General features: G+C 38.0%; 2 protein-coding genes. Both read left to right on the forward strand.

Annotated elements, in window-relative coordinates; all coding sequences use genetic code 11:
* Nucleotides 1-9: 9 nt before the first annotated feature.
* On the forward strand, nt 10-492 hold the full coding sequence (purE, locus tag VNJ50_RS03205; RefSeq protein ID WP_325578994.1) for a 5-(carboxyamino)imidazole ribonucleotide mutase: 483 nt from the start codon (nt 10-12) through the stop codon (nt 490-492).
* A gap of 205 nt (nt 493-697) precedes the next feature.
* Nucleotides 698-2,731, forward strand: a complete 2,034-nt coding sequence (locus VNJ50_RS03210) for a M3 family metallopeptidase (RefSeq protein ID WP_325578996.1) — start codon at nt 698-700, stop codon at nt 2,729-2,731.
* Nucleotides 2,732-2,744: the final 13 nt, after the last annotated feature.

A 2,744-nucleotide genomic window follows, 5' to 3' on the forward strand; every position in this document is an offset into this window, starting at 1 on the left:
TAAAAAATTATGAGCAAAGTAGGAATTATCATGGGAAGCAAAAGCGATTTGCCAGTTATGCAAGACGCCATAGATATTTTAAAAGAATTTAATATTGCTGTTGAAGTTGATATTGTTTCGGCACATCGCACTCCCGAAAAATTATTTGATTATGGCAAAAACGCGCATACTCGTGGATTTTCGGTCATTATTGCCGGCGCCGGCGGTGCTGCGCATTTACCTGGCATGATCGCGTCCTTATCGCCATTACCTATTATTGGTGTTCCGGTTAAGAGCACAAACTCTATTGACGGCTGGGATTCTGTGCTTTCCATTCTTCAAATGCCAGGTGGCGTACCTGTAGCCACCGTAGCACTCAACGGTGCAAAAAACGCAGGTATTTTGGCAGCGCAAATCATCGGAAGCTCTGATGCCAAAGTTTTGGAAACCATTATTGCTTACAAAGAAGATCTGAAAGCAAAAGTGAACGCATCGGCAGAAGAATTAAAATAGAAAAACCCCAACATACGTTGAGGCTCTTCCTGCTATTAATCAATTATACTAAATGATTTTAATCAAATCGTTTTTTCAATTGTTCCAAATGTAAAATATAATTATAGAAAAACCTAACATATAAATATTGAAGTAATTACAATTGTGCGTTTTTTTTGACTTATGACATTAAAAGCACAATATTTACTTTGCAACCAAGTAATCCATGACCATTCTAAATACAACTTTCAATACCACATTTAACACGGCGCCCTTTTCAAAAATAAAAGATGCCGATTATCTACCAGCCTTCAAAATTGCCATCGATGAAGCCAAAGCCGAAATAGACGCGATCATCACAACAGAAGCCGCTCCAACCTTTGAAAACACGATTGAAGCCCTAGAGTTTAGTGGACAGCAATTAGACAGGATTTCTCATATTTTTTTCAATCTCAATTCGGCAGAAACCAATGATGACATTCAAAAAATAGCACAACAAGTATCGCCGCTATTATCAGAATTCAGCAATGACATTACTCTAAACGAAGCCTTATTTAAACGTGTAAAAGCTGTTTATGACCAAAAAAGCAATTTGAATTTAACGGTTGAACAGCAAACATTGCTTGATAAAAAATACAAAAGTTTTTCGCGCAATGGCGCCAATCTTTCTGATGATGACAAACAAAAGCTGAGGGAAATTGACAAACAACTCAGTCAACTCAGTCTTAAGTTTGGTGAAAACGTCCTAGCAGAAACAAATAATTTTGAAATGTTGGTTTCAGATCAAAACGAACTTTCAGGTTTGCCCGAAGGCGTTTTGGAAGCCGCAAAACAACTAGCCGAAAGCAAGGATAAAGAGGGTTGGTTATTTACGTTGGATTACCCGAGTTATATCCCTTTTATGACTTATGCCGATAATAGGGAACTTAGAAAAAAACTGGCCATCGCTGCCGGAAAAAAAGCGTTTAAAGGTGACGCTTTAGACAATCAGGAAAATGTGTTGCAAATTGTAAAATTACGTTTTGAACGTGCTCAATTATTAGGCTATAAAACCCATGCCAATTTTGTGCTGGAAGAACGAATGGCCAAAACACCCGAAAAAGTAGAAAGTTTTCTTCAAGAACTTTTAGAAAAAGCAAAGCCCGCAGCATTAAAAGAATTTAATGAATTACAAGATTTTGCAAAAGATTTGGATGGTATTGACATCCTTCAAAAATGGGATTCGGCATATTACTCCGAAAAACTAAAGCACAAACGCTTTGATCTGGACGACGAAAAATTAAAACCATATTTAAAACTCGAAAATGTCATTAACGGTTCCTTTAAAATTGCGCAAAAATTATTCGGACTGGAATTTGAGGAAATTACAACTATCGACAAATACCATGAAGACGTTTTGACCTATAAAGTAACCGATGCTGAAGGTGAGTTCATTTCGGTTTTTTATGCTGATTTCTTCCCAAGACCGGGAAAACGCAATGGCGCATGGATGACCAGCTATAAGCCACAATATGTGAAAGACGGCCATAATGAACGCCCACACATTTCGATTGTTTGCAACTTTACCAAACCTACTAAAACCAAACCGTCATTACTGACGTTTAACGAAGTTACCACCTTATTTCATGAGTTTGGACACGCACTTCATGGCATGTTGGCCAACACGACGTATCCAAGTTTGTCCGGCACAAGCGTATTTTGGGATTTTGTGGAATTACCAAGTCAGATTTTTGAAAACTGGTGCTATGAAAAAGAAGCGCTGGAACTGTTTGCCAAACATTATCAAACTGGCGAATTGATTCCGATGGATTTGGTTCAAAAAATAAAGGATTCAGCAGCATTTCATGAAGGCATGCAAACCTTACGCCAATTGAGTTTTGGACTTCTGGATATGAGTTGGCATGGCATTGATCCTACCGCCATAACCAATGTTAAAGCCCATGAACTGAAAGCTTTTGAAAACACTCAACTGTATCCGGATGTAGCCGAAAATTGTATGAGCACATCGTTTTCGCATATTTTTCAAGGCGGCTATTCATCAGGATATTACAGCTATAAATGGGCAGAAGTTTTGGATGCCGATGCGTTTGAATACTTTAAGGAAAAAGGAATATTCAACAAGGAGGTCGCCACAAAATTTAAAGACAACATACTTTCACAAGGTGGCATTGAAAACCCAATGGTGTTGTACAAACGTTTTAGAGGCAAAGAACCTCAACCAGAGGCATTATTAAAACGTGCAGGTTTAATTGAGAAATAACCAGAGGCAATAT

Origin of the sequence: Gelidibacter sp. (genome assembly GCF_035577925.1) — a bacterium.
Classification (GTDB): domain Bacteria; phylum Bacteroidota; class Bacteroidia; order Flavobacteriales; family Flavobacteriaceae; genus Gelidibacter.

Excerpts from the sequence above, each read along its gene's own strand:
- purE (WP_325578994.1), top strand. The coding sequence starts at position 10 with ATGAGCAAAGTAGGAATTATCATGGGAAGCAAAAGCGATTTGCCAGTT.
- VNJ50_RS03210 (WP_325578996.1), top strand. The coding sequence starts at position 698 with ATGACCATTCTAAATACAACTTTCAATACCACATTTAACACGGCGCCC.